24 protein-coding genes are annotated in these 24744 nt (G+C 64.6%); 6 read left to right on the forward strand and 18 right to left on the reverse strand.

Annotated elements, in window-relative coordinates; translation table 11 throughout:
- Window positions 1-3: 3 nt before the first annotated feature.
- The 3 genes from HX881_RS02530 to HX881_RS02540 are packed head-to-tail and all read right to left on the reverse strand — an operon-like array spanning window position 4 to window position 1358.
- Complete coding sequence (locus tag HX881_RS02530) at window positions 4-468, reverse strand: hypothetical protein (protein WP_177082577.1); 465 nt, start codon at window positions 466-468, stop codon at window positions 4-6.
- A gap of 37 nt (window positions 469-505) precedes the next feature.
- Window positions 506-727 carry a hypothetical protein gene (locus HX881_RS02535; RefSeq protein WP_017128413.1) on the reverse strand — a complete coding sequence of 74 codons (222 nt, stop codon included), beginning with the start codon at window positions 725-727 and terminating at the stop codon, window positions 506-508.
- Between the two features lie 49 nt (window positions 728-776).
- Complete coding sequence (locus HX881_RS02540) at window positions 777-1358, reverse strand: type III secretion protein (RefSeq protein ID WP_425503435.1); 582 nt, start codon at window positions 1356-1358, stop codon at window positions 777-779.
- 142 nt (window positions 1359-1500) lie between these two features.
- Here HX881_RS02540 and HX881_RS02545 point away from each other — a divergent pair, with 142 nt between their 5' ends.
- A complete protein-coding gene (locus HX881_RS02545) occupies window positions 1501-2298 on the forward strand; it encodes a tetratricopeptide repeat protein (protein ID WP_177082579.1) in 798 nt (265 codons plus the stop codon).
- Window positions 2299-2324: 26 nt separating this feature from the next.
- On the opposite strand, the gene HX881_RS02550 is transcribed toward HX881_RS02545, so the two are convergent.
- The 8 genes from HX881_RS02550 to HX881_RS02585 form a co-directional block, all read right to left on the reverse strand.
- Window positions 2325-2738, reverse strand: coding sequence for a hypothetical protein (locus tag HX881_RS02550; protein WP_177082581.1), 414 nt, complete (start codon window positions 2736-2738; stop codon window positions 2325-2327).
- Between the two features lie 16 nt (window positions 2739-2754).
- Window positions 2755-4062 (reverse strand): type II and III secretion system protein family protein, encoded by a 1308-nt coding sequence (locus HX881_RS02555; protein WP_177082583.1) that lies wholly within the window; start codon window positions 4060-4062, stop codon window positions 2755-2757.
- Window positions 4059-6200: a type III secretion system export apparatus subunit SctV gene (gene sctV, locus HX881_RS02560; RefSeq protein WP_177082585.1), complete on the reverse strand. Its 2142-nt coding sequence runs from the start codon at window positions 6198-6200 to the stop codon at window positions 4059-4061. The genes HX881_RS02555 and sctV overlap by 4 nt, the downstream gene beginning before the upstream one ends.
- A complete protein-coding gene (locus tag HX881_RS02565) occupies window positions 6197-6532 on the reverse strand; it encodes a tetratricopeptide repeat protein (RefSeq protein ID WP_017128417.1) in 336 nt (111 codons plus the stop codon). Before HX881_RS02565 ends, sctV begins: the two co-directional genes overlap by 4 nt.
- The gene (locus tag HX881_RS02570; RefSeq protein WP_177082587.1) at window positions 6529-6888 is read right to left on the reverse strand and encodes a hypothetical protein; all 360 of its coding nucleotides are present in this window, start codon (window positions 6886-6888) and stop codon (window positions 6529-6531) included. The genes HX881_RS02565 and HX881_RS02570 overlap by 4 nt, the downstream gene beginning before the upstream one ends.
- 28 nt (window positions 6889-6916) lie before the next feature.
- Window positions 6917-7867, reverse strand: coding sequence for a SctD/MshK family protein (locus HX881_RS02575; RefSeq protein ID WP_177082589.1), 951 nt, complete (start codon window positions 7865-7867; stop codon window positions 6917-6919).
- Window positions 7868-8065: 198 nt separating this feature from the next.
- Window positions 8066-8227 carry a hypothetical protein gene (locus HX881_RS02580; RefSeq protein ID WP_017128419.1) on the reverse strand — a complete coding sequence of 54 codons (162 nt, stop codon included), beginning with the start codon at window positions 8225-8227 and terminating at the stop codon, window positions 8066-8068.
- Between the two features lie 427 nt (window positions 8228-8654).
- Window positions 8655-9407, reverse strand: coding sequence for a TetR/AcrR family transcriptional regulator (locus HX881_RS02585; RefSeq protein ID WP_017128420.1), 753 nt, complete (start codon window positions 9405-9407; stop codon window positions 8655-8657).
- Window positions 9408-9791: 384 nt separating this feature from the next.
- Between HX881_RS02585 and HX881_RS02590 the strand changes: the two genes are divergently transcribed.
- Genes HX881_RS02590 through HX881_RS02605 form a run of 4 tightly spaced genes read left to right on the forward strand, consistent with a single transcriptional unit; the run spans window position 9792 to window position 14445 of the window.
- Complete coding sequence (locus HX881_RS02590; protein WP_103032893.1) at window positions 9792-10496, forward strand: ABC transporter ATP-binding protein; 705 nt, start codon at window positions 9792-9794, stop codon at window positions 10494-10496.
- A complete protein-coding gene (locus tag HX881_RS02595) occupies window positions 10493-11692 on the forward strand; it encodes an ABC transporter permease (RefSeq protein WP_177082591.1) in 1200 nt (399 codons plus the stop codon). The genes HX881_RS02590 and HX881_RS02595 overlap by 4 nt, the downstream gene beginning before the upstream one ends.
- On the forward strand, window positions 11685-13175 hold the full coding sequence (locus tag HX881_RS02600) for a TolC family protein (protein WP_177082593.1): 1491 nt from the start codon (window positions 11685-11687) through the stop codon (window positions 13173-13175). Before HX881_RS02595 ends, HX881_RS02600 begins: the two co-directional genes overlap by 8 nt.
- A complete protein-coding gene (locus HX881_RS02605; protein ID WP_177082595.1) occupies window positions 13165-14445 on the forward strand; it encodes an efflux RND transporter periplasmic adaptor subunit in 1281 nt (426 codons plus the stop codon). The genes HX881_RS02600 and HX881_RS02605 overlap by 11 nt, the downstream gene beginning before the upstream one ends.
- Before the next feature lie 130 nt (window positions 14446-14575).
- On the opposite strand, the gene HX881_RS02610 is transcribed toward HX881_RS02605, so the two are convergent.
- The 7 genes from HX881_RS02610 to HX881_RS02640 all read right to left on the reverse strand — a co-directional run bounded on the left by HX881_RS02610 (window position 14576) and on the right by HX881_RS02640 (window position 23442).
- A complete protein-coding gene (locus HX881_RS02610; protein ID WP_177082597.1) occupies window positions 14576-15598 on the reverse strand; it encodes a Gfo/Idh/MocA family protein in 1023 nt (340 codons plus the stop codon).
- A gap of 163 nt (window positions 15599-15761) precedes the next feature.
- A complete protein-coding gene (gene iolG, locus HX881_RS02615; RefSeq protein WP_177082599.1) occupies window positions 15762-16775 on the reverse strand; it encodes a bifunctional inositol 2-dehydrogenase/D-chiro-inositol 1-dehydrogenase in 1014 nt (337 codons plus the stop codon).
- 39 nt (window positions 16776-16814) lie between these two features.
- Entirely contained in the window at window positions 16815-18752 is a 1938-nt protein-coding gene (iolD, locus tag HX881_RS02620; protein WP_017128427.1) for a 3D-(3,5/4)-trihydroxycyclohexane-1,2-dione acylhydrolase (decyclizing), read from the reverse strand.
- Entirely contained in the window at window positions 18749-19573 is an 825-nt protein-coding gene (locus HX881_RS02625) for a TIM barrel protein (protein ID WP_177082601.1), read from the reverse strand. Before HX881_RS02625 ends, iolD begins: the two co-directional genes overlap by 4 nt.
- Window positions 19574-19608: 35 nt before the next feature.
- Window positions 19609-20418 carry a 5-deoxy-glucuronate isomerase gene (iolB, locus tag HX881_RS02630; RefSeq protein ID WP_177082603.1) on the reverse strand — a complete coding sequence of 270 codons (810 nt, stop codon included), beginning with the start codon at window positions 20416-20418 and terminating at the stop codon, window positions 19609-19611.
- Window positions 20415-21308 carry a myo-inosose-2 dehydratase gene (gene iolE, locus HX881_RS02635; protein WP_177082605.1) on the reverse strand — a complete coding sequence of 298 codons (894 nt, stop codon included), beginning with the start codon at window positions 21306-21308 and terminating at the stop codon, window positions 20415-20417. The genes iolB and iolE overlap by 4 nt, the downstream gene beginning before the upstream one ends.
- Window positions 21309-21501: 193 nt before the next feature.
- Window positions 21502-23442: a bifunctional 5-dehydro-2-deoxygluconokinase/5-dehydro-2-deoxyphosphogluconate aldolase gene (locus HX881_RS02640; protein WP_177082607.1), complete on the reverse strand. Its 1941-nt coding sequence runs from the start codon at window positions 23440-23442 to the stop codon at window positions 21502-21504.
- Window positions 23443-23754: 312 nt separating this feature from the next.
- Between HX881_RS02640 and HX881_RS02645 the strand changes: the two genes are divergently transcribed.
- A complete protein-coding gene (locus HX881_RS02645) occupies window positions 23755-24669 on the forward strand; it encodes a MurR/RpiR family transcriptional regulator (protein ID WP_017128432.1) in 915 nt (304 codons plus the stop codon).
- The last annotated feature ends 75 nt before the right edge of the window (window positions 24670-24744 follow it).

Consider the following 24744-nt stretch of genomic DNA (forward strand, 5'->3'; position numbering starts at 1 on the left):
GGTTTATTGCCCTCGCAACAGGGTATTGGCGGCGCCGGAGATCTGCGTGGCGCCACGAACCACCATTTGGGTTTCGATGGAGTAGTCGAACATCCGGCTGAGGGAGTGCACGACCTGATCCAGGTGCTGGTCGGTGACCTTTTTCGGCGGTTCGCCGCCGCTGGCCGTACTGCCGCTGGCGGCGTTGGGACTGGCGGCACCGGGCCCGGCCACCGGCGGGTTGCTCGCCGGCGGACCGTTGCCCAGGGCATCGGCCCGTTCGGCAAAGGTCCGCGAGCGGTCGATGAAACCGTTCAGGCGCTCCATCAGGTTGCTACCGATCTGGTGCGGGCTCGCCCCTTCGGGCATGCCGCTCCTGGCGCTGTTGGCCATATGCTCGAACAGGTTCTGCGAAGCCTCGAGGCCACCCTGCCCTCCGGCAGGCGGCGCCGCCGCTGTCGCTGTTGTCGCCGCTAGACTCACTGTCATGGTGTCACCTCAGGTGGGTTGGAAGCCGGAGCCTGGATCATTCGTCGCCGTCGTCGTCCGCCATGGCGTCGTTGAGCAGCTCGTTGAGGCGCGGCATGATGATGAATTGCCCGCCGATCTGGATGGCGCCCTGGACCATGAAATCGGTGATCTTCTGGTCGTCGCTGCTGCTGTCGGCGGCCTTGTCGACCGCCGCGTCGAACTTGCTCTTGGCATCGACTGGAGGGGTGCCGCCGCCTTCGATTGGATTGACTGCCATGATGTATCTCCTTCAAGTGGGATTGCCTGGGGGTTCAGGGATTGCAGGGTCACTCGGTGCTGACCGTGTTGCCACGAAAGACCCGCACGCCTCGCTCCCGGGCCACCACGGGCACGGCGGCGGGACGCTGCAGGTCAAGGTGTTGCTGGATCAGGGCGAGATAGGCCGGGGGGCCGGAGACGAACAGTTCGTCGTCCACCGGCCCGGCGTGCGTCGACAGGTGTTCGCCGAACACATCGAGATCGTCCAGGTAGGCCTGCAGTTGCTCGCGGCCCACGCCACGGGTCTTGAACAGGCGGGTGGCGGTTTCTTCGTCGGTGCTGATAGAGAGCACGTTGCCGTCGAAGAACCAGGTCAGGCCGTTGGCGTCGGTGACCAGGTCGAGAAACTCGCCGGCGGTCCTGGCCCGCACATGGTTGCGGGCCTTGCCGCGGACCTTGTCGGACATCACCACCACAAGGTCGAGGTTGTGCCCGAACTCTTCCAGCGCGCCGCGTACGTCCTGCTCGATCAAGACATAGGCATAGGGCCGGGCGTACCAGACCGGCTCGTCCGCCGCCCGGGCAAGCCCGCAGGACAAGCTGCCCAGCAGCACCAGCACGGTCATCAGGAACCGCAGCGAATCAGTCATGGCACGGACTCCCGAAGACATTTTCCGGCAGCCTGGACATAAAGCAGCCGGGCCGCATTTCAGGGTCGATAAAATGACTTTCGGGTGTCACACTCGCTGTCCAAGCTGTCATGTGTTCCCCCTTGCCTGAGGAGTTCCAGTCTTGCCCAAGCCCTTCCCGTCCGCCCTGTTGCTGTTGAGCAGTCTGTTGCTGGTGTCCTGTGCCGGCGCCCCCGACGGAGCGAGCGGCAGCGGCGGCGACAGCTACCAGCGGTTCATGCGCCTGGCCAATGACGTCAACGGGCGCGGCGATCCGGGCACGGCGGCGGCGCTGTATGAAAAGGCCGCGGCGCAACCGGGGGCCGGTATCGAGGCCTGGCAGAAGCTCGGTCAGGCGCGCCTCGACAGCGGCGACGCCCGGGGTGCCGAACGCGCGTTCCAGCAGGGCCTGGAGCTCAAGCGTGACGACCCCACGGCGCTGCTGGGCCTGGGGACTGCGCAACTGCGCGAAGGCAAGCTCGACCGTGCAGCGGTTTCCCTGACTCAGGCGGCGAGCGCGCTGAACACGCCGCAGGCCTACAACCGGCTGGGTATCGCCCAGGTACTGCGCGGCCAGACCGGCGACGCCCAGGCGGCTTTCAGCAAGAGCCTGGGCCTGGCCCCCACCGATCTGGATACCCAGTGCAACCTGGCCCTGGCCTATGCCCTGGGTGGCGAGGCCGATCAGGCCCTGGGCAGTATTCGTCAGGTCAGCCAGTCGCCCCGGGCGCAGCCCCGGCACCAGCGCAACGAACTGCTGATCCTGGTACTGGCTGGGCATGAGGCGCAGTTGAGCACGCTGGCGCTGGACGATATCGCGCCGGCCGAGCAGCAACGGCTGCTGGTCGAAGCCCGACGCATCAAGGCCATCGCCGATCCAGCCGCCCAGGCGCGGGAACTGGGGTTGGTGGACAGTCACTGATCCGTCCCCCTGGGTTACGCTCTTGCTCATCGAGCGGCCCCCGTGCTGGTCTGGGCTTCCTGCGCCGCTTCGCGGCGTTCCTGCTTCTGCCGGTCCTGTCCGTCGATATAGATCCGTGCCGCCCGGCCTACCGGCGCGGCCATGGTCGGACCGGTGTCGCGGCCCCGGACCAGATCCTGGCGCTGCTCGACCATCTGCAACAGGTTCAGGTTATTGGCGCAGCCCAGGGGCAAGGTCGAGCTCAGGTCCGGCTCGTCGCCCACCACTTCGCGATTGGTCAGTGGCGGTTTCTGGCACTCCACCGGGATCAGCCCGGCGCGCCCGCTGGCATCGCGGGCACTGAGGTAATCCGGGGAATAGGCCACCGGTTCGAGATGGGTCTTGCAGGCGCTCAGCAGCACCAGTGATGTCAGGGCGGAAATCAACGACAGGCCTTTCATGGTCTCGGCTCCCGGATCAGTTCATGTAGAAGCCGAACGCGCCACCGCTGCGCGGTCCGGCGGAGGCCGTGGTGGTACTGCCCGGCATGCCGTCCAGGGGCGTCGCCAGGGTGCGGCCGCGCACCGGTTCCACCAGATACGGGGTGATCAGGATCACCAGTTCGGTTTCGTTGCGCTGGAAACGCTTGGAACGGAACAGGTTGCCCAGCACTGGCAGTTCGCCAAGCATTGGCAGCTTGTCGACGTTCTGGCTGGTCTCGCGCTGGAACAGGCCGGCGATGGCGAAGGTCTGGCCGCTGCCGACCTCGACCCGGGTATCGGCACGGCGAACCCGGAAGGACGGCACCTGGATCCCGGAAATGGTGACCGGGTTGCTGTCCATCAGGCTGCTGACCTCGGGACGCACCTGCAGGGCGATCCGGCCGTTGGGCAGCAGCGTCGGGTTGAACTGCAGCGACACACCGAACGATTTGTATTCGATCCCCACCAGGTCGCGGCTGACCGGCACCGGCACCGGTACTTCGCCACCGGCGAGGAAGCTGGCGGTCTGGCCGGTCATGGCGGTGATATTCGGTTCGGCGAGGATTTCCAGGATGCCGTTGCTTTGCAGGGCTTCGAGCATCGCGTCGATGTTCACGTTGCCGGAGTTCAGGCCGGCGCTGATCACATTGCTCGAACCGGCTACCGCATTGGCCGCCAGCGAACCGCCGGTAATCAGGCCGAAGGAAAAGGTGCCGTTGTTGAACAGCGCATTCCAGTTGACCCCGTAGCTCAGCAGTTCGGAGCGCGAGACCTCGGCGAAACGCACGCGTATATTGACCTGGGCCGAGCCCGGATAAGTGGCGCCGTTGACGCTGCTCTGGAAGCTCTGTCCGTGGGGATCGAGCAAGGCGTTCAGGTCGGCGGCCTCGGCAACGCTGCCGACACTGCCCTGGGCCAGCATCCGGTTGCCGCTGCCGCTGATCCGCGCGCTACTGGCGGGGTGCAGCTCGCGCAAGGGTTGCGCGACGGCCTGGCTGCCGGCGCTGATCGCCAGGTTCAGCGACGCCAGTTCCTTGCCGGCGCCGTCCAGGGTGATCAGGCTGGTCTGGCCGACGGCCTTGCCGAACACGTAGATCTGCCCGGGCGACACCACCTGTACGTCGGCCACCGCCGGGTCGGCGACCATCACCGAATCCACCGGCGCGCTGAAATGCAGGATGCGTCCTTCCCCGGCCGCCAGGTCGAGGTTGCCACGGCTGCCGGTGGCGATGTCCTGTGCCGCTTGCAGGCCGGGGGCAAGCAGGATCAGAAGGAGAAACCAGAGCTGGGGGAATCGTCTCATGAAGCGTTCGCCAAAGAAGTGACCGAGGCGCCGGCGGTGGTCCGGCGATAAGCGGCATCGGGCAGGCCCAGGGTGACCAGGGCCTGCAGGTTGTATTCGGTGGTCAGTTCGCGGAACGACAGCACCGGCAGTTCGACTTCCGCCCGTTGAACCAGGCGGCGCATGCCCCGGCGCAGGTCGGCGTGGACCAGCAACACCGTGCGGTTGTTGGCAGGGAGCTTGTCGCAGGCCTGGCGCAGCTGGCTGATCAGCGCACGATTGACCTCTTCCGGCACCAGTTCCCGCGCCGGCTCCGGCCGTCGCAGGGCGGCGCGCAGCTGTTCTTCCAGCTGCGGCGAGAGGACAAAGGCACTGATGACCCGGTTGCGGTCGGCGTACTGGTGACAGATCTGCCGGGCCAGGGCCGCGCGCATGTGCTCGCCCAGCCGGGCGGCGTCGTTTTCACGGGCGCCCCACTCCACCATGGCTTCCATCAGCGCCCGCTGGTTGCGGATCGAGACACCTTCGGCGACCACGTGGCGCAGGGTTTCGGCCATGCGCTGCAACGGCACCACGCGCAAGGCCTCCTTGACCAGTTCGCCGTAGCCGGACTCCAGGCGCCCGAGCAGTTGGCGGGTTTCCTGGATGCCGAGGAAATCCCCGGCATAACGCCGCAGGCTGCGTTCGAGTACCGCGCGCAGGATTTCGTCGGGAAACAGGAAAGCGCTGCCGGAGCTGCGCAGGCTCTCTTCGTGGCTCGCTTCGACCCACTGCGCCGGACGCTGGGACAGCGGCGAATCGGCTTCCAGGCCGGGAATTTCCAGGAGGTTCAGGTGGACCGAATCGTCCTGTAGCAGCAAGCGCCCGGCGGGAATCGCGCCCTCGCTGACCGGGACGCCTTCGAATTCGATGCGGAAGTGCTCGGCGCCCAAGGCTCTGTCGACATACACCCCGGGGAGCGGGATCTCCACGCCCAGGTCGGCGCGAATCTCATGGCACAGGGCTTCGATCTTCTGGCGCAACGAATGCAGCGACGAGACTTCGGCCAGGGCCGATCCCAGCACCAGCAGGACGCGGCTGTCGGGCACCGCTTCAGGCACGGGCTCCAGTGACGTTTCGACGTGTTCCTCGCTGATGGTTTCGACCGGTTCCTCGACCGGCTGGGCAGCTCCCGCGCGTTCACGGCGATGCAGGCCGAGCACCACGCCGCCGATGATCAGCGCCAGGCCGATAAAGATCGCCGAGGGGAAGCCCGGCAACAGGCTGACCCCGGCCAGGATCAACGCGGTCAGGATCAGCGCCCGCTGGCTGGCGCCCAGTTGCCGGAGAATCTCGGTGCCGAGGTCGCCCTGCACGCCATCGCTGTTGACCCGGGTCACCACGGTGCCGGCGGCTACGGAGATCAACAGCGCCGGGATCTGCGCGATCAGGCCGTCGCCCACGGTCAGCAAGGAATAGGTGTGCACGGCGCTGGCGAAGCTCATGCCGCGTTCGAGCATGCCGATGAGCATCCCGCCCAGCAGGTTGACCAGGAGAATCACCAGGCCGGCAATGGCATCGCCCTTGACGAATTTCATCGCGCCGTCCATCGCGCCGAACATCTGGCTTTCCCGCTCCAGGCGCGAGCGCCGGCGGCGTGCCTCGGCCTGGTCGATATCGCCGTTGCGCAGGTCGTTGTCGATGCTCATCTGCTTGCCGGGCATCGCGTCCAGGGTAAAACGCGCCGCCACCTCGGCCACCCGTTCGGCACCCTTGGTGATGACGACAAACTGCGCCACGGTGATGATCAGGAACACCACCAGGCCGACCACCACCTGCCCGGCGATCACGAAGTCGCCGAAAGCCTTGACGATATGCCCGGCGTTGCCGTCCAGCAGGATCAGGCGCGTGGTGGTGATCGACAGCGACAGGCGGAACAGCGTGCTGAGCAGGATCAGCGGCGGCAACGCGGAAAATTCCACCGAATGGGAAATGTAGAACGCGACGATCAGGATCAGGATGCTCAGGGCGATGTTCAGCGCGATCAGCATGTCCACCATGTAAGTGGGCAGCGGGATGATCATCATCACAATTGCCATCAGCATGAACGCGACAATGATCACGTCGCTGCGCTGGGAAGCGCGCCGGGCCAGGTTGTTGAGTTGCTGGCTGAAGTTCATTGTTCGGCCCTCCGCGCCGCCAGGTAACGTTTGAAACACAGGCGCGCATCGTCTTCGTTGCCGACCACCCAGAGCGCCCGGCTGCGCAGCAGCAATTCGCCGCGGGACTCGCCTTCGAGGTCGCGCAGACGGTCCAGCGCCGCCAGGGCCCGCACGCCATCGCCGCTGTCGGTGAAGGCCATGGCCAGATTGCGCAGCAATTCGCTGTCACCCGGTGTGACCTGCACCGCGATCAGCAGCATCACCAGGGCACGCTGGGTCTGGCCGTTGCGTCGGTACAACTCGCCCATGCTCTTGAGCAGCGCGGCCAGGTCTTCGTCTTCGCGGCTCATGACACCTGCACCTCGGCGCGCTGTTGTTCGAGTTGCTGGCGGGTTTCGATTTCCTCGCGGATAAAGTCCTCGGCCATCTCCCGCACCTGCGGTTCGAAATCCAGGGCCGGGAGAATCTGTTCGAGCACCCGCTCGAGAATTTCCAGCGAGCGACCGTTGCCGAACAGCTCGGGGCTGACGCTCGACGCCGCGTCCGCTTCGCTGGTCTGCCCGCGCAGGGCCTGGCGGGCACGCACCTCGCGCTTGCGCAGGACCGCTTCGAAGCTCGCCGCCTGCCGCTGGCTGACCGCGTTGACGCTCTGGATCGGGGCGGTTTTGTCGGTCAGTGGCACTGACGGACGATCGACAACTCTCATCGTTCACGCTTCCTTCGGGTGGCGCAGGTCATAAGGTGAAGGTGAAGCGTTCTTCGCCACGGGCGAGGACAACCTCGTTGTTTTCAATCCGCTCGATCACCCAGTTGTCCGCTAGCGCCGCACCGGGATAGAGGCGTTTTCCGGAATCGTTGACCACATAGGGATTGGCGCCGAACCAGACGGCCTGGAAACGCACCCGCGGTGTCGCCACGCTGTCGCGCACGCTGACGTTCTGGTGCAGGACGAAGGTACGGCCATAACGGCTGTCGAAGCCCTTCTGTAATGCGAGCCATTGCGCTTTCTGCGAAGCGTCGTACGATCCCTGGACCAGCAACTGGTCATCCTTGAGCTGCACGGTGATACCGTTCAGGCGGGCTGCGCGCAGGCCGTTGTCGAGATAACCCCTGGCCTCGGCCAGGGTCGCCGCGGGCTGGCCGACGGCGAGAGCCACGGGATCGACCACGCTGATCGAATCGACAACCGGTTGCGGCTCGTTGCGCAGGGCAAAGGCCGTGGTGGCGCACGCTGCCAGGAAGCCCAGGGCGGCCCAGCGCCAGCCGCTGCCCCCGCCCCTGCCCCTGGTCGCCGCGCCGGCAATCGGTGCGCGTGCCGTCGGCGCCGGCAGGGGATCGCCATCGACGGCCAGCCGCAACTCGACGGTTTCAAGGAGGATTCGCAGCGGCAGCCGCGTACGGTGGCCATTGCCGCGGGGGACCGTCACGCTGCGGGCGCTATCGCCGATGATCTTTATGTCACCGCCCAGAGCCTCGATGGCGACATGGACACCGTCGAAACGCAGGCGAAGATGCTCGGCGGCAATCCCCGGATCGCGCAGGATCAGGTCGGCCGGCACGGCGCATCCGATCAGGTAGGTCGGTGCTTCCAGGACCAGCGATACCCCCTGATGCACCCCTTGGGTGATGCTCAGAAGCGGCAAACCGCTGGCAGCGCTCGAAGGTCGGGATATCAGGGCTGTCATGACTGGACTTACCACCATCAACTCCGCCAACCGCAGCGGGCCATGTAGCGAATGCACCGATCAGGAACAGTGAACCGTCCGAGGTCGACCTGGGGTCGGCGCCGAGGACCATTCACATCAGATAAGGTGTAAGTTAAGTACTGTTGTGACTGTTGCTTTGAACAGGCGAGCGGCGCCGGGCGCCGCTCGCGAGCCAACTCAGTTGGACGGACGCTGTTTGGTGGCGTCGAGTTCTGCTTTTTTGGCAGTGGACAATTCAGTGATCTTTGCAGACTTCTCGATTGCCATATCGAAAGTTGCTTGCATCTTGGCGATTGCTGCGTCTGCGTTGCCGGAGCTTACTGGTGGGACGTCGCTCATTTGATATCTCCTAGTCTCGATCAGAAGTTCTTCAGCTGCACGATTGCAAACTGAAAGCTATGCAAACTGCCGGTAATCACGAACGAGGATGGCCTTCTCCTGAACCTGGCCCCGTTGGTCTGCATGCGTTGCATACTACTCAGGTGAAATTGCCAGCGGCTGTGAAAGCTTGTGAAAACTTGTGGGAAGCCAATACTTCACAGACAACTAGTGGCAGCGCACAAGTGCATATCCTGATATGCAACCGGCGAGACTACTCATTATCGGAAATAATCATTCGAGGCAGGACTGATTTGCAGCGGAGGGAATAAACCGGCAAGCACCGGTTTAAAAAGACTTGTTTGATGTCAATCCACACATTCCGGCTTTTGTGACACAGCCAACAAAACTGTTGGCTGTGTCATCGGTTTTGCCGGAAAGCCGTTAGTTACTTGATCGCCAACTTTGCATTCGCCTGGTTATTGCCCTGGCGAATCTCGTGCTGGGTTTCCAGTACCCGCTCCAGGGCACTGGCGGCCTTGTGATCCTGCATCGGCGCATGAATCGCGGCCGACACCAGACTGATCAGCTTGGCCATGACTTCGGCATCGGTGGCCGGCCTGCCGAGGCTCATCGCCTGCATCAGGAAACGCAGCTCGGTCCCGGCGATCACCCCGGAGATGGCCTTGAGGGCAAATTGCAGGCGCACCCCCACTTCATTGCGCGGCATATCCGGCAAGGCCAGGGCGAAGGCATTGAAGAAGCGCTCGAACACCGGCTGGTAATGTTCCTTCAGGTATTCCTGGATAAACGGCGACGTGTCGCTGTAGACCCGCCCGAGGAAACGCACGAAGGACCGGCCTTCCTCGCCGGAACCGGCGCGCTCCAGGCCCATGGCCGGGGCGAACAGCACGCCGAGCAGGGTTTCGCAGTCCAGCGGGCCGTCGCTCTGCTCCTCGCATTTGGCGAGCAGTTCCAGGCGCTGTTCGTTGAGGGGACCCAGGCGTTGCATCAGCAGTGCGGTCATCAGGGAGTCCTTGTCCCCGAAGTGGTAGTTCACGGCGGCCAGGTTGACCTGGGCTCGTTCGGTGATCTGGCGCAAGAGCACGGCGTCATAGCCGTACTTGGTAAACAGTGCCTCCGTGGCATCCAGCAAGCGAGTCTTGGTGACATTGGGAGCGCTGAGTTTCTTTGCGACCATAAGTGAGGAGCCTTTGCGAGAAGAAATCTGACCGAACGAACAGCGTTTTAAAAATAAATTTGATTTTTTATACCTGCGAAAGCCGCTGAAAGCAAGCCTCTCAAGGCGGTGTCACCCTCGCGCAAGCTAGTTGAAGACTCACGATTTTTCCGATCGGGGGCGAGGCGAATATGTTTCTTCTTGTCACAAGATCGCCGGCAAAACTCTGCGTATTCCCTGCGCTAGACGGCTGGCGTAGGATAGGGATCACGGTTACTATTCAAACAATTTTTTAAAATAAGAAAACAAAACCTGTGCCTACCCCTGCCCCGCAACACGCCTGGATGCCTGAAGCGCACCAGGGTCGTGGCCGGATCATGGACGAGCCTGCCGGCGCTATCAGCGATGACTGAATCGATTGTTCACAAAGGTTTCATTTCCCTGCAAGGCATCGGCAAGAGCTATCGCCTCGCCGAGCAACCGCTGACCATTCTCAAGGATGTCTCGCTGTCCATCGAGGTCGGCGAAAGCTGCGCCATCCTCGGGGCCTCTGGCTCCGGTAAAAGCACCCTGCTCAATATCCTCGGCCTGCTCGACCTGCCCAACAGCGGTCACTACCATTTCGCCGGACACGATATCTTCAAGGCCAGCCCGGACCAGCTGGCGGCCATCCGCAACCAGCAGATCGGCTTCGTGTTCCAGAGCTTCAACCTGCTGCCACGCCTGGACGCCCTCGATAACGTCGCCCTGCCCTTGAGCTATCGCGGCGTACCCCGGGGCGAATCACTGGAAAGGGCGCGCAAGATGCTTGCCCAGGTCGGCCTCGGCGACCGTGCCCACCACCGTCCCGCCGATCTCTCCGGCGGCCAGCGCCAGCGGGTCGCCATTGCCCGGGCGCTGGTCGGCGAACCCTCGGTGATCCTCGCCGACGAACCCACCGGCAACCTCGACAGCAGTACCGCCCGGGAGATCATGGACCTGCTGCTGGAGCTCAATCGTGTCCGCCAGGTGACGCTGATCATCGTCACCCACGACCCGCATATCGCCGAACGCCTGCACCGCCAGATCCGGGTCCACAACGGTGTGGTGCACGAGGCCTGCCCGGCATGAACCTGCGGGTCGAGCAGAGTGCCAGCCAGCTGCTGCACGAAGCCTTTGTCAGCCTGCGGACCCTGGGCAAGCGTTCGATGCTGGCGTTGCTGGGCATCGTCATCGGCAGTTCGTCGGTGGTCGCGCTGATCAATATCGGCCACAACGCCGCGCAGGAAGCCGCGGCGATCTTCAAGGACATGGGCACCGACACCATGACGGTGCAGTTCCCCGGCGACGCCACGGTCCGTGAACCGATGCCGGCGACCCTCGACACCGCGCGCCTGCAGGCGCTGCTGCCGGCGGTGCTGTACCTGGCGCCGATCGCGATTTCCAGCGGCCCGGTGCTGTTCCAGGGCCGCAACACCAATGCCAGCTGGGTCGGCAGTACCGAGCAGTTGGCCGGGGCCATGCGCCTGAAGCTGCGCGAAGGCCGCTTTATCTCCGACTTCGACCAGGGCGAAACCTATGTGGTGGTCGGCGACAAGGTCGCCCGTGCCCTGGGCAGCGCCGCCGCGCCATTGCGTCCCGGCGACCGCATCCGCATCAACGACTACCTGTTCCAGGTGATCGGCATCCTGCAGAGCCAGCCGCCGGCGATCCTGATTCCGGTACAGACCGATGACTCGTTGTTCGTGCCGCTGACCGGCATGCGCCGGATCACCGCCTCGCCGCAGATCAGCAGCGTGATCGCCCGGGCCGCGCCCGACCAGGAGATGGAAACCGTCGCCAGGGACCTGACCCAGGCGCTGAAAAGCAGCCTGCGTGGACGTGAAGTCGAAGTGCAGATACCGCAACAGATGATCGATGGCATGACCCGGCAGAGCCGCACCTTCGGTTACCTGTTGCTGGCCCTGGGGGGGATTTCGCTGGTGGGAGGGGGTGTGGGGGTGATGAATGTCATGTTGATGAACGTTTCCGAACGTCGCCGCGAGATCGGTATCCGCATGGCCCTGGGCGCCCGGCGCCGGGATATCCGGAACCTGTTCCTGCTCGAAGCCGTGACCCTGACGGCGGTGGGCGCGGTGTCCGGCGCGGTGCTGGGGGTGAGTGCCGCGTACCTGTATGCGCGGATGTCCGACTGGCAGTTCTCGCTGTCCGCCGCCTCGCTGCCCCTGGGGGTTGGCAGTACCCTGCTGGTGGGATTGTTCTTCGGCCTCTACCCGGCCATCTCCGCCTCGCGCCTGCAACCGGTGGAGGCCCTGCGCGATGAATAGACCGCAGCCATGGATGGCCACCCTGCTTTGCCTGCTCAGTTGCCAGTTCGCCGCCGCCGGCGAACTGGTCGGCCGCCCCTCGGCGCCGACCCTGCGCAATGAGCAGCCGCGCAGCGTGCTGCTGAGCGAACAGATGACCAACCTGACCCTGGGCGATGCGGTCTACCTGGGCCTGCGCAACAACCGGGGTATCCGCAGCGCCTATCTGCAGCGGGTTGCGCAGAAGTTCGACCTGCGGGTCTCCGAGGATGCCTTCAACCCCAAGCTGCTGCTCGCCAGCGAATACCGGGTGAACAAGGGTTCCCAGGACAACACGCGCAATGCCTCCCTGGCACCGACCACCAGCCTGCTGGGCGAGTACGGGACCCGCCTGAGCATGGCCTGGACCCAGCAGCTGAGCAATGCCGATGTCGCCGGGCGCTACCGCAGCGACGGCCTCAACCTGGCGATCATCCAGCCGTTGCTGCGTGGCGCGGGCTGGGACGTGACCACCGCCCCGCTCCGCCTGGCGCGCATCTCGGAGCAGGTCAACCGGCTCAACCTCAAGACCAACGTGGCCCAGACCATCAGCGATATCATCACGGCCTACCGGGAAATGCTCCGGTCCCAGGAACAACTGACCATCACCCAGGAAGCCCTCAAGCGCGCCAATACCCTGCTCGAGGTAAACAAGGCGCTGATCGCGGCCGGACGCATGGCCGAGTTCGAAATCGTCCAGACCGAAGCCGATATCGCCTCCCAGGAACTGGGGGTGGAGGAAGCCCGCAACCAGGTGGACATCAATCGCCTGACGCTGCTGCGCCTGCTCGCCCTGGACCTGTCGACACCGATCCGGGCCACCGAGGCGCTGGAAGCCTCGCGGGTCAATATCGACAAACGCGATGCCCTGCGGGTGGCCCAGGTCCAGCAGCCGGAGTACCTGGCCACCCTGCTCGGCAGCCAGCAGGCCGACCTCAACCTGGTGATCGCCAAGGACCAGGGCCGCTGGGACGTCTCGCTGGTGGCCGGGGCCAACCAGATCCGCGACCGCTTTGACAACGACACCAGCAACGGCGGTTCGCGACGCTGGGACAGTTATGCCGGGGTCCAGGTACAAATTCCCATCGGCGACCTCAGCACCCGCCAGGCCGAAGTGCATGCGCGGGTCGATGTGGAGAACCAGGAAATCATCCTCGCCGATGCCCGCCAGGCCCTGGAACGCAGCGTCAGCGACGTGGTGCGCGACCTCGGCACCCGCTGGCGCCAGTACGAGATCGCCCAGCGCGCCGAGGAACTGTCCAGGCGCAAGCTGGACATCGAGCGGGAAAAACTCAGTGCCGGACGGTCGAGCAACTTCCAGGTGCTGAGCTACGAAGGCGATTTGCGCAACGCCGAGAACGCCCGCCTCAATGCGCTGATCGCCTATCTGAACGCCCAGACCCAACTGGATCTGACCCTGGGCATGACTCTGGAGAGCTGGGACATTGCACTCAATGACTACTGACAAGCAGGTCCGGCGCAAGCGCTGGTTGCAAGGCGCCGGGCTGCTGCTCGTGCTGGCGGTGGCCGGGGTCGTCGTGACCACCTTGCGCGCGCCGGCCGCCGACCAGCCCAAGGATGGCCGCTGGATCGCGGTGCAGGCTTCGCCGCTGGTGCACCAGATCGGCCTGGTGGGCAAGATCGAACCGCAGAAGACCATCACCCTGACCGCGCCGTTCGAGGGCAATGTGCGTACCGTCCTGGTGGAACAGGGGCAGCGGGTGGACGCCGGGCAGAGCCTGTTGCAGATGGACCCGGGACTCCTGGAAATCCAGCTGCGCGACGCCCTTTCGGCCCAGCTCAAGGCCCGGCGCGCGGTGCAGGAACTGCAGGACTGGAACAACGGCCAGCAGGTAGCCCGGGCCCGGCGTTCGCTGCGGACCTCGCAGATGGCGGTGAGCAATTCGGAACGCAAGCTGCGCGAAAGCCAGAACCTGTTCCAGCGCGGCATCATCCCGCGCAACGAACTCGACGATCTGCAACAGCAGTTGCAGACCCAGCGCCTCGACCTGGTGGCCGCCGAGGGCGATCTGCAGCAGGCGCTGGACCAGGGCAAGGGCGAATACCGACAGATCGCCGATATGGAACTGACCAATGCCACGGTGAAATACGAGGCGTTGCAGAAGCTCCTCGAAGGCAAGAACGTGCTGGCGCCGTTTGCCGGCATCGTCGTGCCGCCACCGGGTGCCAACAGTACGCAGAACTCCACGGCCAACAACGCCGGGCCGGTCCAGGCCGGCAGCCGGGTCAGCCAGGGGCAGGTGCTGTTCGGCCTGGCGAATATCGAACAGCTGAAGATCGTCAGCAAGGTCTCGGAGCTGGACATCAACCAGTTGCACCAGGGCCAGAGCGTGGAGATCCTCGGTGACGGTTTCGATGGCGAACGGCTCAACGGTTCGGTCGATATCGTCAGCAGCCTGGCCCTGCCCAACGACTCGCCGGGGGGCAGCGCGCAGTTCCCGGTGACCCTGTCGGTGCCCAAACTGACCCGCGAGCAATTGCAGCGGGTGCGCCTGGGAATGAGTGCGCGCCTGACCATCATCACCTACCGCAACGACCAGGCGATCATCCTCCCGGCGGCGGCGATCCAGCGCACCGACAAGGGGCTGCTGGTGGATTATCGCGAGGCGGTGGACCAGCCGGTCAAGCGCCTGCCGATCACCACCGGACAGGCAACCCAGGAAGGTGTCGAGGTGTTTGGCCTGCAGCCGGGGTTTGTGCGGCTGGTGGAGTGAGTCGAAGCCGGCAGTAAAGGGCTGGCAGGTCCGGCCTCTTCGCGGGCAAGCCCGCTCCCACGGGGGCTTGTCGAACACACACACCTTTGTGGGAGCGGGCTCGCCCGCGAAGACGCCAGTACAGGCACAGCTAATCCAACCACACCACCCTCGCCTCTTGCGCGCTGAGCCGCGCGGCATCCAGTACACGGGTGGTTTCCAGCGCCTCCCGCGGCAACACCGGCACCGGCCCGCGCCCGGCCACCGCCTCCTGGAGCTGACGGTAGAACTGCGGCCAGTTGCCCCGCTCCGACGGCACCTTCTCGCGCTCACTGCCCCGCTCGAACCAGCCCCAGTTGCGGTGCTCCTCCACACCCCAGCGTTCGCCCTCGGTCTTCGGCGAACGCCCGCCCAGCACCGCCTCGCTCTGCACATCCAGGCCGTCGACGCTGTAGCTGCCGGAATCGCCGGTGACCCGGAAACGCGGCCCCGGCAGGTTCTGCACGGCATTGCCCCACAGATGCGAAACCACGCCGTTGCGATGGGTCAGCGAAAGGAAAAAATCATCGTCGAGTCCTGCGTGGGCCGCGAGAAAATCCACCTCGGCGTAGACCCGCGCCACCGGGCCGAACAGTTGCAGCGCCTGGTCCACCAGGTGACTGCCGAAATCTCGAAGGATCCCCCCGCCGCCCGGGTCGCCCACGGTAGCCGGGGCATAACGCTCCATGCGCGATTCGAAACGGCTGATCCGGCCCAGGGCGTTGGCGGCGATCAGTTTGCGCACGGTCAGGAAATCGGAGTCCCAACGGCGGTTCTGGTAGACGCTGAGCAGTACGCCCTTGTCCCGTGCCGCCCGGATCAGTTCCTCGGCCTCGCGGGCATCGACCGCGAAAGGCTTGTCGCTGACCACACCGATGCCGCGCGCGATGGCTTCGAGGATCAGCTCCCGGCGACCGGCGAGTGGCGTGCAGATCACCGCGATGTCGACGCCGGCCTCGACCAACTGCGCCAGGCTGTCGAACGCCGGCAGGCCGGGATGATCGGCGGCCAGCTGACGGCGCCGCCCGGCATCGCGACTGACCACGCCGACAAAGGTCGCCCCCGCCAGGCTGGCCAGCAGCGGTCCATGGAAATAACGGCCGCCATGGCCGTAGCCGACCAATCCTATGCGCATGACCTGGCTCCTTTGCATGAAGGGACGCGGATGGCTCCCGTTTCCAGGGTGACTGTGACGAGCTCTTCGCGGGCAAGCCCGCTCCCACCGTGGTCTGGTCGAATCCACGCACACCTTGTGGGAGCGGGCTTGCCCGCGAAGAGGCCGGCCCCGCTGAGGCAAATCAGTGATAGAACGCCGGCCGTGGCGGCAAACCGATCCGCACGATCGCACCGCTGTTCTGCGCCTCGATACAGGCATCCGCCGCCACCGCCGCGGCAAAACCGTCCCAGGCCGACGGCCCGCCGACCTGCCCGGCCCGCACACCATCGATGAACGCCTGCAACTCGACGTCATAGGCGGCGATAAAACGATCCTTCCAGTCCATCAGGATGGCGTTGGACAGCTTGGCCTGGCTGCGCAACTGCACCTGGGACGGCTCCGGCAACCGGGCGATACCGGTTTCCCCGACCACTTCGCACTGGATGTCATAGCCGTACTGGCAGTTGACGAAGACCTCGACATCGATCCGCGTACCACGCGCCGTCTCCAGCAGGACGATCTGTGGATCCTTGAGATGAGGGAAGGCCTTGGGCGACTTGCGCGGGAACACCACCTGCACCGAGACATAGTCATCGGCCAGCAGCCAGCGCAGCACATCCAGCTCATGGATCAGGGTGTCGGTGATCGCCATGTCGGTCTTGTAGTTCTCACCCACGGTCGGGTTGCGGTGGGCGCAGTGCAGCATCAGCGGTTCGCCGATCTGGCCGCTGTCGATCACCGCCTTGAGGGCCTGGTAGCCCTGGTCGTAGGGGCGCATGAAACCGACCTGGACCAGGCGCTTGCCATGGGCCACCTCGGCTTCGACGATCCTGCGGCAGCCGGCGGCGGTCACCGCCAGGGGTTTTTCGCAGAACACCGGCTTGCCGGCGGCAATCGCCGCCAGGACAAATTCCTCGTGGCTCGGCCCCCAGGAAGTCACCAGCACCGCCTCGACCTCCGCGGCCTGGATCAGTGCGTGACCATCGGGATAGACCTCGGCGACCAGGTCGAGCTCGGCCACCACCCTGGCCGCCTGTTCCAGGTTGATATCGGTGACCGCCACCACCTGGCTGCCCAGCAAGGCCTGGCTGCAGCGACGGATATGATCACGGCCGATGGCGCCGGTACCGATCACGCCAAGCTTCAAGGACGACATAGAAGTACTCCCGTTTATAGTCTTGTTGAGGGTCTGCAATCAGTACTGCCGGGCTTTCGCCAGCTGGGCATTGAGCTTTTCCACGACGGCGGCGGTGCGTTCGCCGGTCGACACCTGCGCCACGCCGACCCGCCACCAGGACAAGTACGAATGGATCATGGTCTTGGGCAGGACCTTGATATCGATCAGCGTCGATACCGTCTGCAATCGTGCATCGGCCAGGGCCGCGTGCAACTGCTCGAGGGTGCTGACCTTGTAGCTCTTGCAGCCATAGGCCGCGGCGCTCATGGCGAAGTCCACCGGCACGAAACCACCGTCGAGCCGTCCGGTCTGCGGGTTGCGGTAGCGGAACTCGGTGCCGAAGCTGTCCATGCCGTTGCCCATCTGCAGGTTGTTGATGCAACCGAAACTCATGTTGTCGAGCAGGATCACATTGATCTTGCGTCGTTCCTGGATCGAGGTCGCCAGCTCCGAATGCAGCATGAGGTAGGAGCCGTCACCGACCAGAGCGTAGACCTCGCGTGCCGGCTCGGCGAGCTTCACCCCCAGTGCGGCATTGATCTCGTAGCCCATGCACGAATAGCCGTATTCGACGTGGTAGGTATCGACCCCCTTGCTGCGCCACGCTCGTTGCAGGTCGCCCGGCAGGCTGCCGGCCGCGGCGACGATCACCGCGTCGTCGGCCAGGGTTTCGTTGAGGACACCGAGCACCCGGCTCTGGGTCAGGCAGGAGCCGGTCAGCTCGATGAACTCGCGCAGCACCGCCGGATCCGTGTGGTCGTTGACTTCCGGGACAAAGTCCGCGGCCTGGTAGTCGATCTGGTAGACCCGTTCGATTTCCTCGTCGAGCCGGGCCCTGGCCTGCTGCGGCCGATCGCCCCAGGCGGAGCGGTAGCCCGAGTCGGCCAGGGCCGCGGTGAGTGCCTGCAAGCCGCAGCGGGCATCGGCCAGCAGTTGCACGCCATCGAGTTTCACGGCATCGCACGGGCTGATATTGAGGTTGAGGAATTCCACCTGCGGGTGCTGGAACAGCCATTTCGACGAAGTGGTGAAGTCGCTGTAGCGGGTCCCGATGCCGATGATCAGATCGGCGTCCCGGGCCAGCAGGTTGGCCGCCAGGCAACCGGTCTCGCCGATGCCGCCGACATTCAGCGGATGCGCCGAGACGATCGCGCTCTTGCCGGCCTGGGTTTCGGCGAAGGGAATGTCGAAGCGCTCGGCAAAGGCCTGCAAGGCCGCACCGGCGCCGGAATAACGAACCCCACCGCCGCAGATGATCAACGGTGTGCGCTTGCCCTTGAGCAGCGCCACGGCGTCGTCGAGCATGGCGTCGGTGGCGGGCCGACGATCGATGCGATGCACGCGCTTGCGCAGGAAATAGTCCGGGTAGTCATAGGCCTCGGCCTGTACATCCTGGGGCAAGGCCAGGGTCACCGCGCCGGTTTCGGCCGGATCGGTCAGCACCCGCATGGCCTGGATCGCCGCGCTCATCAGTTGTTCGGGACGGTTGATGCGGTCCCAGTACTTGCTCACTGCCTTGAAGGCATCGTTGGTGCTGATGCTCAGGTCGTGGAACTGTTCGATCTGCTGCAACACCGGGTCGGGCTGGCGGCTGGCATAGACGTCCCCCGGCAGCAGCAACAGCGGAATACGGTTGGCGGTGGCCGTGGCGGCCGCGGTCAGCATGTTCGCCGCCCCCGGGCCGACGGAGGACGTGCAGGCGTAGATCCGGCGCCGCAGATGCTGCTTGGCGAAACCGATGGCGGCGTGGGCCATGCCCTGCTCGTTGCGGCCCTGGTGCACCAGCAGTTCGCCGCTGTCCTGTTCCAGCGCCTGGCCCAGGCCGAGGACATTGCCGTGGCCGAAAATGGTGAAGACCCCGGCGACGAACTTGCTCTGCACCCCGTCGACCTCGACATACTGGTTATCGAGGAATTTCACCAGGGCCTGGGCCATGGTCAGTCGTGTCGTGCTCATGCAGCCACCTTGCTGTTCAGATGATCCATGCTCGCGCCCAGGGCCTGGCGGATATCCTCCAGGCCGTGGACGCTCTCGGCGAACGGTTCGAAGGACAGGTGCCCGCTGTAGCCATGGGCGAGCAGATGGCGGATCTGCGCGGCGTTGCCGAGGATATCCGCCTCGCCCACCAGGACCCGATGGCCATCGCGAATGGTCGCCAGCGGCGCCTGGGCGTCTTCCACGCCAGAGATATGCACCAGGCCGGTCAATTCGGGAAAAAACTCCTCCTCACCCGCCAGATGGTGATGAAAGGTGTCGTGCACCAGGCGGAACACGTCCAGCCCGCCAACGGCCTTGATGGCATCCACGGCCTGGCGTTTGCGCCGCAGCGAGCATTCCTCGAACCCCAGGGGCTCGATAAAACCGAGAATGCCGTGTTCGCGCAGGATCGGCGCCAGTTCACTCAGGGCCGTGCGCAAGCCCGTGGTGCGTTCGGCGCCGCCGCGGGGGTCGGCGCGGTCGTTCAACGGACACATCACCAGCGCCTCGGCGCCGCAGTCGCGGGCATAACTCGCCAGCCGGACGGCCTGTTCGCGGCGCTGGTCATTCCATACGTCAAAGGGATACAGGGCATTGATTGACAGCACCCGCAGCCCGCCGGCGGCGCACAGGCGGCGAATGTCACGGGGCGAACTGCCGTCCTCGATCTCGATGCCAGCGAGATCGTTGCGGATCTCGATAGCATCCGCCTGGAGGCTCACTGCCAGGGCAATGAAGTCCGCCAGGGCAAGACGTGGGGCAACCATACGATTCAGGGCGAAACGCAGGGGCTGGCGCATTATTGTCGTTCTCCGTGGGCAAGGGCTGGAATTCGTCAGAGGTCCATCAGCCAGGCGTGTTGCGGATCGTTGTGGAACTGCCAGACCCGCTTGGGCCCGGCCATCACGTTCAGGTAGTAGGACTCGTAGCCGTACGGCACGCTGACCGGGTGATAGCCCTTGGGCACCACCACCAGGTCGCTGTTTTCCACGGCCATGGCCTGGTCGAGACTGCGGTCGTCGGTGTAGACCCGCTGGAAGACAAACCCCTGGGGCGGGTTGATCTGGTGGTAGTAGGTTTCCTCCAGGAAACTCTGGTGCGGCAGGTCGTCGGTGTCGTGCTTGTGCGGCGGGTAGCTGGAGGAATGCCCCGACGGCGTGCGCACCTCAACCACCAGCAGCGAATGGGCCGGCTCGCTGTCCGGCAGGATGTCGCAGACATACCGGGTATTGGCGCCCTTGCCGCGCACGCTGCGCTTCATCCCTTCGGGACGGATCAGGCGGGCCGGCAGTGTCGCGGACGCGGCGCCCGGTGCCGCGCAGACGGCGATCTGCACATCGCTCAGGGCCGTGACCCGCGCCTGACTGTGGGGCGGCAGGTACACGGCATAGGGCGACTTGTCCTCGAAGACCGAGTGTCGCTCACCGATATTGTCCCAGTGAAAGGCGCCCTGCCCCGGTGTCTCGCCCTTGATATCGACCCGGCCGGCCAGCAGCACCAGGCACAGCTCGCGGTCATCGGCACTGACCGGCAGGCTCTCGCCCAGGCTCAGGCGGTAGGCGGCAAACCCCACGTACTCCAGGGTCCCGGCAGGCAATGCGACCATCTGCTGGCCACGGGGTGAACTCTTGACCAGCAGGTTCATGGCGCGATCCTCTCGTTGAGCAGTGCCCGCAGGGTGTCATAGCCTTTTTTCGCGTAGACGTAGCTCGGCGCCACCGCCGGGTCCTGCTCCGCCTCGACCACCAGCCAGCCCTCGTAACCGGCGGCCAGCAACACATCGAGCAACGCGGCAAAATCGATATCGCCGTCGCCCGGCACGGTGAAGGTGCCGTTGATGATACAGTCCGGGAAACTCCAGAGTTGGTTGCGCGCCAGTTGCACCACCGGCTTGCGCACATCCTTGAAATGCACGTGGCTGATGCGCCCGATATGCTTGCGCAGGACATCCAGCGGTTCGCCACCGCCCATGTAGCAGTGCCCCGAATCGAACAGCAGGCCGACTTCCGGGCCGGTCAGGCGCATCAGGGTATCGATGTCCGTCGGCGACTCGACATAGGCGCCCATGTGATGGTGGTAGGCCAGGCGTACGCCCCGGGACAAGGTGAACCGCGCCAGTTCGGTGAGTTTGTCGGCGTAGACCTGCCAGGCCTGTTCAGTGTGAAAGCGGGGCCGTTCGACCAGGCGGATGCGCTGGCCCTGGATCGAGTCGGCGACTTCACCGTAGACCAGCACCTTGGCGCCGTTCTGTGCCAGCAACTCGACATGGCTGGCGATGGCGTCGATTTCCTCGGCGGCGGAACGCCGGGCCAGGCGGCTGGAGTACCAGCCCGAGACCAGGGCCAGGCCATAAGGACGCAGGACATCGCCGACCCCCTTGGCATCCTTGGGAAACTTGCCGTTGAGTTCGAAGCCCTCGTAGCCGATGGCCTGGCCTTCGCTCAAGGCGGTGCTCAGGGGCGTTTCGCCGCCGAGGGAAGGCAAGTCGTCATTGCTCCAGGAAATCGGGTTGATGCCAATACGGATAGTGGGCATGGACTGCACCTTTTCTTGTTGTTCAACACTCTGTGGGAGCGGGCTTGTCGGGACCCGCACCGCCGAGAAGCCGTTGGCGGTTGATCGTTCCCAGGCTCCGCGTGGGAATGCCGCCATGGACGCTCCGCGTCCAGCGTCGCGACCTACATTGCCACGCAAAGCGTGGGAACGATCACGACTGTTTTTCCTGCAGTCAACTGGCCCTGGCCTCACGCCAGGCATCGATCAACTGCACGAAAATCGCCTGCACCGCGCGAATCAGTCCTTCGTCGTCGATTTCCCCCGCCAACCAGGCCCGACTCGGTTCATGGTGGATCGTACGACCGACCGCGAAGCCGCGACAGGTGCTGCTGCGCCCGGCCTGGCGAAAGCCCTCGGCAAGGGCGTCGGCCGGCGCATTGAGGCCGAGCAGGACCACGCCACGACAATACGGGTCACGCTCCTGGATCAGGGCATCGAGGCGCTGCCACTCTTGCGCGCTCTGTGCCTCGATCTTCCACCAGGCCGGGAAAATGCCCAGGTTGTACAGGCGCTTGAGCGCACGATAGAGCACGTCGGGATGGGGCGAAGGGTGATCCTTGGGCGGAATGATCTCCAGCAGCAGCTCATGCCCACTGACCTGGGACGCCTGGTACAGACCGAGGATCTGCGCCTCCTGTTCCAGGCGCAGCATCGGTTCGTCATCGGGATGGTATTGCACCAGGCACTTGATGATCTGTTCCTGGGGCCAGCCGATCAGGTTGCTGCCAATGGAGCGCCCGTGTTCGAACGCCAGCGGCCGCGAACCCTGGACTTCCACCGGGCGCGCGACCCACCAGCCGCGGCCGGTCGCGGCGTTCAGGGCGTCCTGGCCGAAGCGCTGGTCCGCCAGCAGGCCGATATCCGCGGCCACGCCCTGGCGTTGCAGGTCGGCCTCTACCCGTTCCACGGCCTTGATGAACAGTAGCTTGAGGTGGCTGATGCAGGCCGGATCGCGCCCGCCCTGCTGCGCCAGTTCCACCAGTTGTCCGCGATGATCGAAGGCGAAGATGAACAACTGCTTCCAGGCTTTGCGCGGCACGCTGACCTGATGCAGGCGTTGCAGCAGCACGTCCTGGTCGGGCCGGGTGATCGGCACCGGGCTGCTGAACAGGTAGTCCAGTTCGGCCCGGGTCGGCATGGCCGGGGCACAGGCGTGCCGGGAAACCACCAGGCCCCCGCAGGCATTGGCCAAGCGGCAGCAGTGTTCATCGTCGGCGCCGTCCAGCCAGCCACTGAGGAAGCCGGCCATGAAGGCATCGCCGGCGCCCAGCACATTCAGCACTTCAACCCGCACGCCCGGATGGATCGCACCGTCCTCCAGCCGCTGCGGGATCGCCCCGTGAATCACTGTGCAACCCTGCGGGCCGAGCTTGACCACCAGGGTCGCGGCCGTCAGTTCGCGCACCCGGCGCAGGGCCGCGAGCAAGTCGGTCGAGCCGCCGGCGATGAGGAACTCCTCTTCGGTCCCGACGATCAGGTCGAAGCGCGGCAGGATCTTCTGCACATGGGCACTGACCTGCTGGTCGGCGACAAAGCGGGTTTCGCCGTCGGCCCTGCCGGCCAGGCCCCAGAGCACCGGCCGGTAGTCGATATCGAGCACGCGCCTGACCTGATGCTTCTCGGCATGGTCCAGGGCCCGGATGCTCGCCTGGTAGACACCTTCGGTGGAGAAATGCGTGCCGGTGATCAGCAGGGATCGGCTCGAAGCGATAAAGCCTTCATCAATGTCTTCGGCACGCAGCGCCATATCGGCGCAGTTTTCCCGGTAGAACACCAGGGGAAAGGTTTCGCGGTCCTTGAGACCGAGCAGGACCATGGCGGTCAGGCGTTGCGGATCGACGGTGATGCCACTGACATCGCAGCCCTCGCGGGCCAGGGATTCCAGGAGGAAGCGACCCATGTGATCGTCACCGACCCGGCTCAACATGGCCGACTTGAGTCCCAGGCGGGCGGTACCGAAGGCAATGTTGGCGGAAGAGCCGCCGAGGTACTTGGCGAAGCTGCTCACATCCTCCAGTCGCGCACCGACCTGCTGAGCATAGAGGTCGACGCCCAGGCGTCCGAGGCAGATCAGATCCAATTGACGCCCAGTGGCAAAACGAGTCTGGCCCATGCTGGCTCCTGTTATTTTTATTCAGTCGGCGCCCCTCGCCCGAGCGGCGAGGCACACGCTTGGTGGATGCAGACTAAAACGTCTGGCGAGGCCGATCAATATTTTTTCTATATATTTTTTACGTGGAATATTTTTTCCAATAAACTCCGATAGAGTCTCTCCAGGCAGGGTGCATCGATTCAGCCCGGCCGCCGGTCCCCATGGCGACGCTTTTTTTTCCGCCTACCCTGTAGACTGCGCAAGCCAACCTATTGTCAGGGGCCGGCCGGACAATCGCCCGCGCCCTAAAAGAACAAGCCAGAAGGATTCACTATGTCCCGCACCGATCAGCCGGCTTCGACCTCGCCTGTCGGCGACCTCCCCAGCCCCCCGATCAATGCCGAACGCCTGTTGCAGCTGATCACCGAGGAATACGAGGACCTGCCCCGCCAGCTCAAGCGCATCGCCAGCTACATGAGCCAGCAGAGCGATCGGATCATGGTCGATCGGATCAGCGATATCGCCCGCGAATGCGAAGTGCATCCCTCGGCCATCGTGCGCTTCTCCCAGCGCTTCGGCTTCAGCGGTTTCAGCGAGATGCAGACGCTGTTCCGCGAGGCCTACACCCACAAGACCACGCCGGTACAGAACTATCAGCAACGCATCCGCAGCATGATCGCCAACAAGTCGCAGAAAGCCAGCGGCGGCGACCTGGCGCGCGAGTGCGTCAACGCCACGCTGTCGGGGATCGAGCGGCTGGGCCTGGAGCTCGATGACGAAGCCTTCGAAAAGGCCGTGGACCTGGTGGTCAACGCCGACAATATCTATGTGGTCGGCGTGCGCCGCTCGTTCGCCGTGGCCGACTACCTGGTCTACAACCTGCAGCACACCAACAAACGCATCCACCTGGTATCCGGGCTGGGCGGCAGCTATCGCGAGCAGATGCGCAGCGTGCGGGCCAACGACCTGGTGATCGCCATCAGCTTCACGCCCTACGGCAAGGAAACCCAGCACTGCCTGCGCATTGCCCAGCACCACCAGGCCAAGACCCTGATCATCACCGACAGCAATCTGTCGCCCCTGGCCAAGCGGGCCAATACGGTGTTGTTGGTCAATGAGGGCAGCTCCTTCGCCTTCCGCTCCCTGAGCGCCACGCTGTGCCTGTGCCAGGCGCTGTTCATCGCCGTGGCCTACCGGCTGGAATTGAAAATGGATGAAATCCATGAACAGGCCGGGTTCGAGGACTGACGACTCGCCAGCGGCAAAAAAGCCTCTGGTAACAAGGCATTACCCGAGGCTTTCGGTTGGAAATATCAGCATTGG

Source organism: Pseudomonas gingeri (genome assembly GCF_013386115.1).
In the GTDB taxonomy this organism is placed as follows: domain Bacteria; phylum Pseudomonadota; class Gammaproteobacteria; order Pseudomonadales; family Pseudomonadaceae; genus Aquipseudomonas; species Aquipseudomonas gingeri.